The following is a 12,452-nucleotide window of genomic DNA, read 5'->3' on the forward strand; positions in this document are numbered from 1 at the left end:
ACAGAACATTCGGATCAAAGAACATGGCGCGCCAGCCAGACGACAAAGCAGCCGCAAAGTTTTCCAGCGAGGATTCCGCGCTCGTCCGCGAGCTTGCTCTGCTGCTCGATGAGACCAGCCTCACCGAGATCGAGATCGAACGTGCAGGCCTGCGCCTGCGCGTCGCCCGCAACGTCAGCGTCGCCGCAACCATGCCGGTGCCGATGGCTGCCGCTCCCGCCGCCCTACCGGTCGCCTCTGCCGCGCCTGCCGCCGCCGGACCCGACCTGTCGAAGCATCCGGGTGCGGTCAGCTCGCCTATGGTCGGCACCGCCTATTGGGCGCCCGAGCCCGGCGCCAAGCCGTTCATCGAAGTCGGAACCAAGGTCTCGGTCGGACAGACGCTGCTGATCATCGAAGCCATGAAGACCATGAACCAGATCCCCTCGCCGCGCGCCGGCACGGTGACGCAGATCCTGGTCGAGGACGGCCAGCCGGTCGAGTACGGCGAGCCGCTGGTGATCATTGAGTGAGGGAGTGGCGAATAGCGAGTAGCGAATAGCTGCTCTTCCCCATTCGCCATTCGCTATTCCCCATTCGCCCCTGAGGCACCATGTTCGACAAAATCCTCATAGCCAATCGCGGCGAGATCGCCCTTCGCATCCTCAGAGCGTGCAAGGAACTCGGGATCGCCACCGTCGCCGTGCACTCCACCGCCGACGCCGACGCCATGCATGTGCGCCTGTCGGACGAGAGCGTCTGCATCGGCCCGCCGGCGTCCAAGGACAGCTATCTCAACGTGCCCGCGCTGCTCGCGGCGTGCGAGATCACCGGCGCCGATGCCGTGCATCCCGGCTATGGCTTCCTGTCGGAGAATGCCCGCTTTGCCGAGATCCTCGGCGAGCACAATCTGCATTTCATCGGCCCGAAGGCCGAGCACATCCGCTTGATGGGCGACAAGATCGAGGCGAAGAAGACCGCCAAGCGTCTCGGCATCCCCGTGGTGCCGGGCTCGGACGGCGCGGTCGGGCCCGACGATGACGCCATGACGATCGCGAAGCAGATCGGCTTCCCGGTGCTGGTGAAGGCAGCAGCCGGCGGCGGCGGCCGCGGCATGAAGGTCGCGCACAGCGAGGCCGACCTCCAGGTGGCGCTGTCGACGGCCGCCAACGAAGCCAAGTCCGCCTTTGGCGATGCGTCCGTCTACCTCGAAAAATACCTCCAGAAGCCGCGCCATATCGAGATCCAGATCCTGGGCGACGGCCGCGGCGGCGCCATCCATCTCGGCGAGCGCGACTGCTCGCTGCAACGCCGCCACCAGAAAGTCTGGGAGGAAGGCCCCTCGCCGGTGCTGGCCGCCGCCGCGCGCGCCAAGATCGGCGAGACCTGCGCCAAGGCCATGCGCGAGATGAAATATCTCGGCGTCGGCACCATCGAATTCCTGTTCGAGGACGGCGAGTTCTACTTCATCGAGATGAACACGCGCATCCAGGTCGAGCATCCCGTCACCGAGAGCATCACAGACATCGACCTCGTGCTGGAGCAGATCCGCATCGCCGCCGGCGGCGACCTGCCGGCCAAGCAGGACGAGATCCAGGTCATCGGCCACGCCATCGAGTGCCGCATCAACGCCGAGCATCCCCAGACCTTCCGCCCCTCACCCGGCCGCATATTGCAGTACCATCCGCCCGGCGGACTGGGCGTGCGGATCGATTCCGCCGTCTATCAGGGCTACACGATCCCGCCCTATTACGATTCCCTGGTCGGAAAGCTGATCGTGCACGGCAAGACCCGCGCCGAATGCCTGATGCGGCTCCGCCGGGCCCTGGACGAGATGGTGGTGGAAGGCATCGAGACCACGCTGCCGCTGTTCCGCGCGTTGGTCCGGGAAGGCGATATCATCAACGGCGATTACCACATCCACTGGTTGGAACAGTATCTGGCCGGCAAGGAACCCGCCCCGCAATAATGTTTGCCCTCTCATGGAACCCTTTGGCCTCAATCACGTTCTGAACGGTTGGGGCTTGGTTCCAAGGGGGCGTTTTGAAATTCCACTGCACATCGACAGGCCAACCGTCGTGACGGCTGAAGCCCAACGGCGGCGCACATTCTGGCAGATCCTGCTGTTTGCGGCGGGCCTTTTCGTACTGACCGGGATCAGCGCCGGCTCGGTCTATCTCGTCAACCAGGCGCGCGAGGACAACAAATGGGTGGTTCACACCCTCGAGGTGGAGAACCAGATCAACAGCCTGCTGCTGGAAATCCGGCGCGCGGAAAGCTCCGCCCGTGGCTTCCTGCTGACGCAGGCAGAGAGCTTCAAAACCGACCACGAAAAAGCCGTGGCGGGGATCGTCCCGGCGCTGGACAAGCTGACACGCCAAAGCGGCGACAATCCCGCGCAACGCGAGAACGTCGAAAAGCTGCGCGCGGCGATCGAGACTCGCCTCGGCCAGTTCGCTCAGGAAATGGAGTTCATCCGCCAAGGCCAGCCCGACAAGGCCGCCGCGTTGATCCGCGAAGTCGTGTCCACGGACGCCACGGCCGCAATCGCCAAGATTGGGAACGGCATGATCCAGGAAGAGGAACGGCTATTTCGGGTCCGCTCGGAAAATGCCGACCGCAGCCAGACCTTCGCCGCCTCGATGACCGGCATCGGCTCAGGTCTCGTCGTGGTGCTGGCGCTGATCTCGACCTGGCTGGTACGGCGCTCGGCCCGCGCCCGGGACGACGCCGAAGCGCGCCTGCGCGATGCCAACGTCAATCTGGAATCCGTCGTCGACGAGCGCACGGCGGACCTGCGCGAGGCCAACGACGAGATCCAGCGCTTCGCCTATATCGTCAGCCACGATCTGCGCTCGCCGCTCGTCAACATCATGGGCTTCACCAGCGAGCTCGAAGAGCTCGGCGGCGACATCTTCCGCCGTATCGGCGGCCTCGCTCAGGTCTCTGCGAACGGTGCGCCGCTGGCCCCCGCCGGGCCGGGCGAGATCGTGCTCGAGGGCGCCGACAAGCAGCTGTCGGAGGATTTTTCCGAAGCACTCGGCTTCATCAAGACGTCGATCGCCAAGATGGACCGGCTGATCTCGGCCATCCTCAACCTCACCCGCGAGGGACGGCGCGAATTCCAGCCCGTCAAGGTCGATACCGGCGAGTTGATTGGGGCTATTGCCTCGACGATGGCACACCAGGCGGCTGAGGCACAGGCTGAAATCCGGATCGAACCGCTGCCGGATATCGTAAGCGACCGGCTCGCACTCGAGCAGATCTTCTCCAACCTGATTGACAACGCCATTAAGTATCTGAAAAGCGGCGTGCCCGGCGAGATCAGAATCCGCGGGCGCACCAAGCTCGGCTACGCTATCTTCGAGATCAGCGACAATGGCCGCGGGATCGATCCGAAGGACCACCAGCGGATATTCGACCTGTTCCGCCGGGCCGGAACCCAGGACAAACCCGGCCAGGGCATTGGTCTTGCGCATGTGCGTGCACTTGTGCGTCGCCTCGGCGGCACCATGTCGGTATCATCCGAACTTAACGCGGGCAGCACCTTTACGATCACGCTGCCGATTGCCTGGAATGTGAACAACCGGAACTCTGATCGATGACCCAGCCTGTCACCATCATCATGATCGAGGACGACGAGGGCCACGCCCGCCTGATCGAGCGCAACATCCGCCGATCGGGGGTCAACAACGAGATCGTCTCCTTCCAGAACGGCACGGACGCGATGATGCACCTGTTCGGCGCCGACGGCTCCGGGCTCGTGCAGAAGGGCAACGCGCTCCTGATCCTGCTCGACCTCAACCTGCCCGACATGACCGGGATCGACATCCTCAGGCAGATCAAGGAGAACAAATATCTGAAGGCCTCGCCCGTGGTGGTGCTGACCACCACCGACGACAGCCAGGAAATCAAGCGCTGCTACGAGCTCGGCTGCAACGTCTACATCACCAAGCCCGTCAACTACGAGAATTTCGCCAATGCCATCCGGCAGCTCGGCCTGTTCTTCTCGGTCATCCAGGTCCCGCCCGCCGCCCCATGAACCAGCGCACGCCCACCCTGCTCTACATCGATGACGACGGTGCACTGGCGCGCCTGGTCGATCGCGGCCTGACGCGGCGCGGCTACAAGGTTGTCCATGCCGCCAGCGGCGAGGAAGGTCTGGAGCGCATCCGCCGTGCCGGGGCCGACGGTTGTATCGATGTCGTGGCGCTCGACCAGTACATGCCTGGTCTCGACGGGCTGGAGACGCTGGAGCAGATCATGGCGATCCCGGGCGCCCCGCCCGTGGTGTTCGTCACGGCCTCGCAGGACTCCAACATCGCGGTCACCGCGCTGAAGGCTGGCGCGGCCGATTATCTCGTCAAGGACGTCACCGGCGATTTCATCCCCCTGCTCCACGTCGCTGCCGAAGGCGCGCTGCGCCAGGCCGAATTGCAGAAGGCGCGCGAGGAAGCCGAAGCCGAGATCCATGCCTCGCGCGACCGTTACGCTGCGCTGGCCGCCGAGCGCGAGATGCTGCTGCGCGAGGTCAATCACCGCGTCGGCAATTCGCTTCAGATCATCGCCTCGCTGCTGCATTTGCAGGCCAGCTCCGCCGCGCAGGACGAGGTCAAGGCGGCGCTGACCAATGCGATGGGCCGGGTCGCCGCGGTCGCGCAGGTGCACCGCCGCCTCTACACCTCGCAGGACCTGAAGAGCGTGGTCCTGAACCAGTATCTGGACTCGCTCCTCGAGGATCTCCGCCGCTCGGCCGAAGGTAACCGGATGTCTCGCCTGACGCTGAAGGCCGAGCCGATCGAGATCGACCCGGACCGCGCGGTCGCCGTCGGCATCATCGTCAACGAGCTGGTGATGAACGCGGTGAAATACGCCTATCCCGACGGCGCCGGCCCGATCCATGTCGAGCTGAACGCCTATGGCGACGATCTCCTGCTGTCGATCACCGACAACGGCGTCGGCGACAACGTCAAGGCCGATCCGCGCTCCACGGGCATGGGCCAGCGCATCGTCGCGGCTATGGCCTCCAAGCTCGACGCCTCGGTCGAGCGCGATCCCACGCATTCGGGAACCCGGATTGTGCTGAAGTTCGGTCGCGTGCCCCCAAGCCTCGGCAAGCCCAGCACCGCCGCCGCGGGCTGAGCTGGCGCTCCGCTGCGCCCCATCGCAACGACATCGCGATCCTGCTATGATTGCGCACCATGACTTCGCGCGACTCCGCTTCGTCTGAAATCACCCCGGCCGTGCTGCTGCGCGCCTACGCCTGCGGTATCTTCCCGATGGCGGAAAGCGCCGACGATCCGACCCTGTTCTGGGTCGAGCCGGAGCTACGCGGCGTGATCCCCCTCGCTGGATTTCGCATCGCCTCGCGGCTCGCACGCACCGTCCGCTCGGATGCGTTTCGCGTGACGGTCAACACCGCATTCAAGGCGACGATCGCCGGCTGCGCCGCGCCGCAGGAAGGACGCGAGGACACCTGGATCAACAAGCGCATCCGAGACCTCTATGGCGGCCTGTACGAGCTCGGCCATTGCCACAGCGTCGAGGCCTGGCAGGGCGAGGACCTCGTCGGCGGACTTTACGGCGTCAGCCTGGGGCGGGCGTTCTTCGGCGAGAGCATGTTCCACACCGCACGCGACGCCTCCAAGGTCGCGCTGGTGCATCTGGTCGCGCGGCTCATCCATGGCGGCTTCGAGCTGCTCGACACCCAATACGTCACCGAGCATTTGAAGAGCTTCGGTGCGGTCGAGATCTCGCGGCGGCGCTACACCGCGCTGCTCGACAAGGCGCTGGCCGGCGAGCCCGGCGATTTCCTCAGGCTCGCGTCCGGCGACGCCATCCCGGGGGCACGCGCCCTCGAGATCATCGCCGCGCGGCAGTAATCCAGGTTTACCGGCTGCCGAACCCGCGAGATTTGGCCTAGCGGCCAAACCCGGGAATGCCGAACAGACCCGGCCGCTGCTCCGGTGGCGGAGGCGGCGGTGGTGCCGGTTGCTGCGGCTGGATCGGCGGCAGCGGCTGCGGCGGACGCTGCTGCACCTGCTTCGGCGCGGCCTTCTTCTGTGCGGGCGGCGGCGGAGGCGGCGGCTTGGTCGCAGGATCCGGTGCGGCGGTCGCGATGGTCTGCTGCGGCTCTTTGCAGTCGGTGAGCCAGATGTCGTAAATCGGGTGCTCGACGCCGTGCAGGCCCGGGCTTGCCGCGTACATCCAGCCCGAGAAGATCCGCTTCACCTCGCCCTGCAGGGTGATCTCGTCGACCTCGACGAAGGCGTCGGTATTGGCGGCCTCCGTCGCCGGCCGTGTGTAGCAGGCGTCGGTCTTGACCCTGAGCGCGCCGAACTGGACGGTCTCGCCGATCTCCTCGTCGAAATTGATGATGCGCCCGGTGATCTTGTCGAGGCCGGAGAAGGTCGCCTTCTTGTTCACGATCTTCTGGGCCGGCGGCTCGGTGACCACCTCGTCGCCCGGCTGCAGGCTCGCCGGGGTCTGCGGCACGGCGCCGCCCGGCCCGCCCTTCTGCTGCGGCTGACGCCCCGGCGCGCCCGGCTGGGCGCCACCTGGCGGCACGACCGCCACGGGCGGCTGGTTGGGTGGGGCGACAGTGGAGCCCGGCGGCGGCGCCAGCGGCTGGCTCTCGACCGGACCGGGCATCACATTGCCCTGCCGACCCTGAGGCGGCAGCGGCATCGGACGCGACGGCAGCACGCGGCCCTGCGGCGGCAGCTCCGGCACCTCTTCGTCGTCGTCGGGGATCTGCTGCGGTTGCGGCTGGCCACGCGGAATGTTCCCGGGCGGCCGCAGCGGCGGCGGATCGGAAAAGATCGTGCCGATCTGCGCCTGCGCCGGCGTCGCAACCGTCAGTGCGGTGGCGGCCAAAAGCGCCGCAAGACCTGTCAGGGTAATGGTTCGAAACATCTCGCGCGGCTTCAACAGCGAATCGGGCTTGTTGGACATTCTATAGAGGATACCGCCGCTCGCAGGCCCTCCGGTTAACACGGCGAATACGGCGGGGGAAGGGCGGCAACCCTGCCCTTCCCGGGCCCGTCTGGCCAGAACGGCCGCCGAATGGGATAGTTGAACGCCCCCTCCCGGGGGCCGAGGCGGGCATCGCCTTCCGAATGTCCCCCGACCGGAAACACCCCAAGGTCACCTCCCATGCCCGTCGTGCTCGATCCCGATGCTGCTGCCGTCTACAAGGCCTTCCAGGACGCCGGCCGCCCGGCCTACGAGACCCTGACGGCGCCCGAGGCCCGCGCCTATTACGCGCAGGCCCGTTTTGCCACCAACCCCGAGCCGCCCGAACTTGCCCGCATCGCACAGCTTGCGATCCCGGCGCAGCACGGGGAGATTCCGGCCCGCCTCTACGTTCCGAAGGAGCCGCGCCGGCACGACGGTCTGTCGCCCGCGCTTGTGTTCTTCCATGGCGGCGGCTGGGTGATCGGCGATCTCGACTCCCACGATGTCGCCTGCCGCCAGCTCGCCGACGCGGGCGCGCTGATCGTGATCTCCGTGGACTACCGCCTCGCGCCCGAGCACAAGTTTCCCGCCGCGGCCGATGACGCCATCGCGGCGACCAAATGGGTTGCCGCCAACGCACGCGAACTCGGCATCGACGCAACGCGCCTTGTGATCGGCGGCGACAGCGCCGGCGGCAATCTCACCGCGGTCGTCGCGCTCGCCGCGCGCGATGCCGGCGGCCCTGCGCTCGCGGGCCAGGTGCTGATCTATCCCGCCACCGATTTCGCCATGACTCACGGCTCCCACAGCGAGCCCGAGACCAGCGTGCTGCTGACGCATTCGGTCATCCGCTGGTTCCGCGACCATTACCTCAACGGCGCCGCCGACATCCACGATTGGCGCGCCTCGCCGGCACGGGCACAAGACCTTGCGGGCCTGCCGCCGGCCTATGTGCTGACCGCCGGCGCCGATCCGCTACGTGACGAAGGCGACGAATATGCCGCGCGGTTGAAGCAGGCCGGCGTGCCCGTCGCCTACAAGCATTACCCCGGCCAGTTCCACGGCTTCTTTACGATGGGCAAGCTGCTGCCACAGGCAAATGTCGCTATCGGCGATATCGGCGCGTGGCTGCAGGGATTGGGATGAAAGGCCGGTAGCCCGCATGAGCGACAGCGACATGCGGGACCCCTCGCACCGAACGCAAAGAGACCTGTCCCGGATATCGCTGCGCTCATCCGGCCTACAGCGCTGATGCCCTGATTCAGATGCCTCCCGTTCTCCAAATTATCTTTGCCCTTCCGCTGCGCATCCTGACCTGGCTCGGCAGCCAAGGCACCCGCGCGGTCGCCGCCATCGTGTTCATCGCGGCGGCGGTCCCGCCGCTCGGCGCAGTGCTGCGTCCCTACCTCACCGAGGCCATCCTCTGCCTGCTCTGCATCTCCTTCATGCGGGTCGATCTGGCCGCGCTCTACGGCCATCTGCGCCGGCCGGCGCTGGTTGCAACCGCGACGGCCTGGACCACGATCGGCGTGCCGCTGATCGTGGGCCTGGTCGCGCACGCAACCGGGCTCGCGGCGCGCGCGCCCGGGCTTTCGCTCGCCTTGATGCTCCAGAGCATGGCCTCGCCGATGATGGCCTCCCCGGCGCTCGCCGCGCTGATGGGCCTCGATGCCACGCTCGTGCTGATCACGCTGGTGACCTCGACCGCGCTGGTGCCTTTCACCGCCTCGCTGTTTGCCGGCCTCTTCCTCGGCGACATGCTGAGCCTCACGCCGCTGACGCTGGGCCTGAAACTGCTCGGCATCCTCGCGACATCGCTGCTGGCCGCGACCGCCATCCGCTGGATCTTCGGCGCGGCGGCGATCCAGCGTCACAAGGCACCGATCGACGGCCTCAACATCATCATCCTCTTCATCTTCGCGGCCGCGGTCATGGGTGATGTCGTCAGCGACCTCCTCGCGCAGCCGCTCTTCACCCTCAGCCTCGCCGCTCTGTCCTTCGCGATCTATTTCACCCTGCTCGCCGTCACCACGCTGCTGTTCCGCCGCGTCGGCACCGAACGCGCGCTGGCGCTCGGACTGATGGTGTCACAGCGCAATCTCGGCCTGATGCTGGCCGCGACAGCCGGCGCATTGCCGCCCACGACCTGGCTCTATTTCGCGATGACGCAGTTTCCGATCCATCTTGCGCCGTACATGCTGATGCCGATCGCGCGGCGGCTGGCGGCGCGGGCGGATATGTCGAGCACGGCTGACGGAAAGCTGGAGGCTCGGCCGTAACGTACTTTCAGCGCGTGAGATAAAAAAGTCCAAAGAACACGGCTGCCAGAAACACCAGTTCGAGCGAGGACAGGGCTTTATCGATCGTGGTGTAGGTTCTTGGAAAGCGCCGTCGCGCGATCTGCCCAAGGCAAAATGCAGTCATCGCGAGTGTGACGAACAAGACCAAGCCGATCGACTTCGTCCACATGATCCGATGCCCTACTCCGCCCGCGCCGCGCGCCGTAGCGCCTGCGGGGGCTGGCCAAAAGCGCGGATGAAGGCGCGGCGCATCCGCTCGGGATCGCCGAAGCCGGTCGCCTCTGCGACGAGCTCGATGCCCTCACGCGAAGATTGCACGCGCTCGCGCGCCACTTCGAGGCGGAGCCGCTCGATCGCCTTCGACGGTGTCGTGCCTGTCTCGGCGGCGAAGGCCCGGGCAAAATGCCGCGCGCTCATGCCGGCGCGATCGGCGAGATCTTCGACGGTCAGCCTGGTGTCGAGATTCTCGCGCGCCCAGGACAGCAGCGTGCCGAAGCGGCCGTTCGGCGTCTTCAATTCCAGCAGCGAGGAGAACTGCGACTGGCCGCCGCTGCGGCGATGATATAGCACAAGGTGGCGCGCGGCCTCCTGCGCGATCTCCTCGCCGTGATCTTCGGTCACCATGGCGAGCGCAAGGTCGATGCCCGCGGTGATGCCGGCCGACGTCCAGACGTTGTCGTCGCGGGTGAATATCTGGTCCGGCTCGAACTTCACCTTCGGATAGCGCGCGACGAAATCGCGCGTGCGCCCCCAATGCGTGGTGGCGCGGCGGCCGTCGAGCAGGCCGGCCTCGGCCAGCACATAAGCGCCCGAGCAGACGCTGGCGATCCGCACGCCGCGCCTGGCCAGCCGCTGCACGAAGGCGCGCGTGGCCTCGCAGCGCGCAGCGTCGGTCACGCCCGCGCCGCCAGCGATGACCAGGGTGGTGATCGCATTCGCCGACTTGAAATCACGCGCCATCATCTCGACGCCAGACGAGCTGCGCACCGACCCCGCGTTCAGCGCCAGCACCCGCAGCGCCAGCGGCTTGCGGGCGCAACGCGCCGCGACCTCGAACACCGAGATCGGGCCGGCCGCATCGAGCAACTGGAAATCCGGGAAGATCAGGATGCCGATCATGGGACGATGTCCGAAATAGTGGGAATTATGCCATTTGAGACACGAAGGCAGCATGCCAGTCTCCGCCCGTCAAGCCCAACTTTGAAAGGATCCGCCGATGTCATCCCCCCTCCAGATCGGTCTCCTGATCTTTCCGCGCGTCACCCAGCTCGATTTCACCGGTCCCTTGCAGGTGTTCGCCATGGTTCCGGGCGCGACGCTGCACCTCATCTGGAAACGGATCGAACCGGTGCCGAGCGACTCCGTGCTCACGCTGACACCGACCACGACATTCGCCGATTGCCCGCAGCTCGACGTGATCTGCGTGCCCGGCGGCGGCGGCACCAACGATCTTCTCAACGACGAGGAGGTGCTCGACTTCCTGCGCAAGCAGGCTGCGGGCGCGCAATACGTCACTTCGGTCTGCACGGGATCGCTGGCGCTCGGCGCCGCCGGCCTTTTGAAGGGCTACCGGGCCGCCACCCATTGGAGCGCGATGGAGATGTTGAGCCAGTTCGGCGCGACGCCAACGAAAACCCGCGTCTGCATCGACCGCAACCGCATCACCGGCGGTGGTGTCACCGCAGGCATCGATTTCGCGCTGACGCTGGTGTCGATCCTCGTCGATCGCACCACGGCCGAAGCGATCCAGCTTCAGATGGAATACAACCCCGCCCCGCCGTTCAATTCCGGCTCGCCGGATACGGCCTCGCCCGAAGTGATGGCCCTTCTGCGGGAGCGCGGCGCGCAAAACCAGGCGCGGCGCCTCGAGGCCGTGAAACGCGCGGCGGAACGGGTGGCATAGTCTCCGCTCTCATGTCCCGGACGCGCCGCCGCGCGAAGCGCTGCTGCGCAGAGCCGGGACCCAGCAGGCGATACGGCGTGGCGCAATGGGCCCCGGCTCTGCAGCGCACCGTCGAAGTGACGCTGCGCTGCGTCCGGGGTATGGCTGGTCGCACAGCTGCGTTCCCCCATGGCTGCACTGCTGACATGACGTTGTCAGGAGCCCGCCGCGACAATCCGCATTACGCGCCGCTCCGGCTTCCCGGCCGCGCGCGCAAGGGAGGATCTGACCATGGCGCGGTACAGGCTGCATTGTGTCGGAGCGTCGGGCAATTCGTTCAAGGTTGCGCTCTTCCTCAACTGCGCCGGGCTCGACTGGGAGCCGGTCGGCGTCGATTTCGCCGGCGGTGAGACCCGCACGTCTGACTGGCGGGCTGCAGCCAACGTCATGGGCGAAATTCCTGTCCTCGAAGTCGATGGCCGGCATATGAGCCAGTCAGGCGCGATCCTGATGTGGCTCGCCGAAGCTCACGGCGTGTTTGCTCCGACCCGCCAGGAGACGTTCGAGACGATGCGCTGGCTGCTGTTCGACAATCACAAATTCACGTCAAGCTTCGCGCAGCATCGCTTTCAACGATGCTTCATGCCGGAGCCTGTCCATCCGGCCGTGCTCGCCTACTTGCGCGGGCGCACCGAAAGCGCCTTTGCGATCGTCGACAAACACCTCGCCGACCGCAGCTTCATGCTGGGCGAGCGGCCGACGATCGTGGATTTCTCACTGCTGGGCTATCTCTATTATCCTCGCGAGGAGACGGGCTTCGACCTTGCAACGGCCTTTCCTGCCATCGATGCGTGGCGCCGGCGTGTTGCCGAACTGCCGGGCTGGAAGCCGCCTTATGAGATGATGCCGCTCGGCAACTCTCCGCCGCTTCATTTATCTCTTTGAGGGACGACAAGCGCTGACTTCGTGTCCCGGACGCGGTGCGGCACGCAGTGACGCTCCGCTGAGCCGGGACCCACGCTACGGGGGTGCTCTTGGATACATGGGTCCCGGCTCAGCGGCGCAGCGTTGCACGCTGCACCGCGTCCAGGAGACGAGCCCGTCCCAACAGAAAAAGGCCGCCCGGTTTCCCGAGCGGCCTTTCCTGTCTCACGGCGGCTGCACATTCACATCGGGCGATTTCGGAGCTTCCAGACCGGGGGCCTATCTCCCGATCGAGTCCTTCCTCGGCGGCCGCTGCATCTCGGGACAGTCGCGAGCTGTTGCCCGAACCGAGCGCGATGGTTTCCCATCTCCGTAAGATGGGTTCATTGAGCCGCATCGCCCGCGTCGGC

13 protein-coding genes are annotated in these 12,452 nt (G+C 66.2%); 10 read left to right on the forward strand and 3 right to left on the reverse strand.

The features are described 5' to 3' along the window. The first annotated feature begins 23 nt into the window (after window positions 1-23). The 6 genes from accB to aat all read left to right on the forward strand — a co-directional run bounded on the left by accB (window position 24) and on the right by aat (window position 5,861). A complete protein-coding gene (accB, locus tag Q0743_RS23450) occupies window positions 24-512 on the forward strand; it encodes an acetyl-CoA carboxylase biotin carboxyl carrier protein (protein WP_298243854.1) in 489 nt (162 codons plus the stop codon). A gap of 80 nt (window positions 513-592) precedes the next feature. Continuing rightward, a complete protein-coding gene (accC, locus tag Q0743_RS23455; RefSeq protein WP_298243855.1) occupies window positions 593-1,948 on the forward strand; it encodes an acetyl-CoA carboxylase biotin carboxylase subunit in 1,356 nt (451 codons plus the stop codon). A 109-nt stretch (window positions 1,949-2,057) separates the two neighbouring features. After that, window positions 2,058-3,584 carry a CHASE3 domain-containing protein gene (locus Q0743_RS23460; protein ID WP_298243966.1) on the forward strand — a complete coding sequence of 509 codons (1,527 nt, stop codon included), beginning with the start codon at window positions 2,058-2,060 and terminating at the stop codon, window positions 3,582-3,584. Beyond that, a complete protein-coding gene (locus Q0743_RS23465) occupies window positions 3,581-4,021 on the forward strand; it encodes a response regulator (protein WP_298243856.1) in 441 nt (146 codons plus the stop codon). Before Q0743_RS23460 ends, Q0743_RS23465 begins: the two co-directional genes overlap by 4 nt. Continuing rightward, window positions 4,018-5,121: a histidine kinase dimerization/phosphoacceptor domain -containing protein gene (locus Q0743_RS23470; protein WP_298243857.1), complete on the forward strand. Its 1,104-nt coding sequence runs from the start codon at window positions 4,018-4,020 to the stop codon at window positions 5,119-5,121. The genes Q0743_RS23465 and Q0743_RS23470 overlap by 4 nt, the downstream gene beginning before the upstream one ends. A 59-nt stretch (window positions 5,122-5,180) precedes the next feature. Then, on the forward strand, window positions 5,181-5,861 hold the full coding sequence (gene aat / locus Q0743_RS23475) for a leucyl/phenylalanyl-tRNA--protein transferase (RefSeq protein ID WP_298243858.1): 681 nt from the start codon (window positions 5,181-5,183) through the stop codon (window positions 5,859-5,861). 37 nt (window positions 5,862-5,898) lie between these two features. Here aat and Q0743_RS23480 read toward each other — a convergent pair whose 3' ends face one another. Beyond that, the gene (locus Q0743_RS23480; RefSeq protein ID WP_298243859.1) at window positions 5,899-6,933 is read right to left on the reverse strand and encodes a DUF2155 domain-containing protein; all 1,035 of its coding nucleotides are present in this window, start codon (window positions 6,931-6,933) and stop codon (window positions 5,899-5,901) included. A gap of 201 nt (window positions 6,934-7,134) precedes the next feature. Between Q0743_RS23480 and Q0743_RS23485 the strand changes: the two genes are divergently transcribed. Further along, window positions 7,135-8,082, forward strand: a complete 948-nt coding sequence (locus Q0743_RS23485; RefSeq protein ID WP_298243860.1) for an alpha/beta hydrolase — start codon at window positions 7,135-7,137, stop codon at window positions 8,080-8,082. Between the two features lie 119 nt (window positions 8,083-8,201). Beyond that, window positions 8,202-9,215 (forward strand): Na+-dependent transporter, encoded by a 1,014-nt coding sequence (locus tag Q0743_RS23490; protein WP_298243861.1) that lies wholly within the window; start codon window positions 8,202-8,204, stop codon window positions 9,213-9,215. A gap of 7 nt (window positions 9,216-9,222) precedes the next feature. Here Q0743_RS23490 and Q0743_RS23495 read toward each other — a convergent pair whose 3' ends face one another. Continuing rightward, window positions 9,223-9,405, reverse strand: coding sequence for a hypothetical protein (locus Q0743_RS23495; protein ID WP_298243862.1), 183 nt, complete (start codon window positions 9,403-9,405; stop codon window positions 9,223-9,225). An 11-nt stretch (window positions 9,406-9,416) separates the two neighbouring features. Then, window positions 9,417-10,355 carry a GlxA family transcriptional regulator gene (locus tag Q0743_RS23500; protein WP_298243967.1) on the reverse strand — a complete coding sequence of 313 codons (939 nt, stop codon included), beginning with the start codon at window positions 10,353-10,355 and terminating at the stop codon, window positions 9,417-9,419. A gap of 97 nt (window positions 10,356-10,452) precedes the next feature. Here Q0743_RS23500 and Q0743_RS23505 point away from each other — a divergent pair, with 97 nt between their 5' ends. After that, a complete protein-coding gene (locus tag Q0743_RS23505; protein WP_298243863.1) occupies window positions 10,453-11,139 on the forward strand; it encodes a DJ-1/PfpI family protein in 687 nt (228 codons plus the stop codon). 270 nt (window positions 11,140-11,409) lie between these two features. Continuing rightward, on the forward strand, window positions 11,410-12,063 hold the full coding sequence (locus tag Q0743_RS23510; protein WP_298243864.1) for a glutathione S-transferase family protein: 654 nt from the start codon (window positions 11,410-11,412) through the stop codon (window positions 12,061-12,063). The last annotated feature ends 389 nt before the right edge of the window (window positions 12,064-12,452 follow it).

Source organism: uncultured Bradyrhizobium sp. (genome assembly GCF_936943645.1).
GTDB lineage: Bacteria > Pseudomonadota > Alphaproteobacteria > Rhizobiales > Xanthobacteraceae > Bradyrhizobium.